Annotated in this window: 1 protein-coding gene; it reads right to left on the bottom strand. The window is 67.5% G+C overall.

All coding sequences use genetic code 11. The features are described 5' to 3' along the window. Window positions 1-27 precede the first annotated feature (27 nt). Window positions 28-1,271 (bottom strand): IS3 family transposase gene (locus ACWC0C_RS48370; protein WP_450871555.1). Its coding sequence is split into 2 segments (ribosomal slippage): window positions 28-989 and window positions 989-1,271, totalling 1,245 coding nucleotides; the frame shifts between segments, so codons are not numbered across the junction. Window positions 1,272-1,321 lie beyond the last annotated feature (50 nt).

Raw genomic sequence — 1,321 nt, 5'->3', positions numbered from 1 at the left:
TGAAGCGCTCCGGGGTCGGTGGAGGCTCTATGTGTTGGCTCCAGCCGCCGGTTGGGGCTGGTGTTGAGCGTAGTGGTTGGTCTCGTGTTCGTGGGGCGGTATGTCCCCGATGGCGGTATGGAGGCGCTGGTTGTTGAACCAGTCGACCCATTCCGCGGTGCCGAGCTCGACGTCGGCCAGGCCGTGCCAGGGCCTTCGGGGCTTGATCAGCTCCGTCTTGTAGAGGCCGATCTGGGACTCCATGAGCGCGTTGTCCAGGGCGTCGCCGACGGTGCCGATCGAGGCGTCGATGCCGGCCTCGAGCAGGTGGGCGGTGAACGCGAAAGACGTGTATTGACTGCCCGCGTCCGAGTGATGAACGAGCCCGGGACCTGCGGGAATGCCAGCCCGGTCGCGGCGCCACAGGGCCATGTCCAGGGCGTCGAGGACGAGCTTGGCCCGCTTGCTGGTGGCGGCCGACCAGCCGACGATCGCCCGGGAGAACACGTCCACGACGAAGGCGACGTAGACGATGCCGGACCAGGTGGCGACATAGGTGAAGTCGGCGACCCACCGCTCGTTCGGACGGGATGCGGTGAAGTCGCGTCTGAGCAGGTCAGAGGCCCGCTCATGGCCATCGTCGCGGATGGTGGTGCGGATCTTCTTCCCGCGTCGGGCACCCTCAAGACCAAGGTCACGCATCAGCCGGGCGACCGTGCAGCGGGCCACGGGTATGCCCTCGCGGTGCAGCTGCCGCCAGACCTTCCGCACTCCGTAGACACCGAAGTTGTCGGCGTGGACGCGGCTGATCTGCGTCTTCAGCTCCGCGTCGCGGACCGACCGCGGGCTGGGGGTGCGGTTCTTGGCGGCGTAGTAGGTGCTCGTCGCGATCTTCAGTCCGTGGCTGGTCAGGACTGTGCAGATCGGCTCGACTCCGAACACCTGCCGGTGGGCGTCGATGAACGCTACGAGCGCTTCGACGGCCGGTCGAGCTCGGCCGCGAAGAAAGCCGAGGCCGCCTTCAGGATCTCATTCGCCCGGCGCAGCTCGGCGTTCTCGGCCCGCAGCCGCTTGATCTCCACGGCCTCCCCCGAAGTCACCCCGGGACGCTGGCCGGTGTCGACCTCGGCCTTACGGACCCACGTCCGCACCGTCTCAGCGGAACCGATGCCCAGCTTCGCAGCGACCGCCTTCATCGCGGCCCACTCAGTTGGGTAGTTGGGGCGGACTTCCGCGACCATGCGCACCGCACGCTCACGCAGCTCGGCAGGGTAAGGGGACGGACGGGCCATGACTCGATCCTCTCAGGGAATCGAGCCTCCATCAGACCCGGAGCGCTTCA

The organism is Streptomyces sp. NPDC001709, assembly GCF_053596375.1.
Note: the sequence above shows the minus strand (reverse complement) of the source record. Positions and strands in the feature narration are given on the sequence as shown.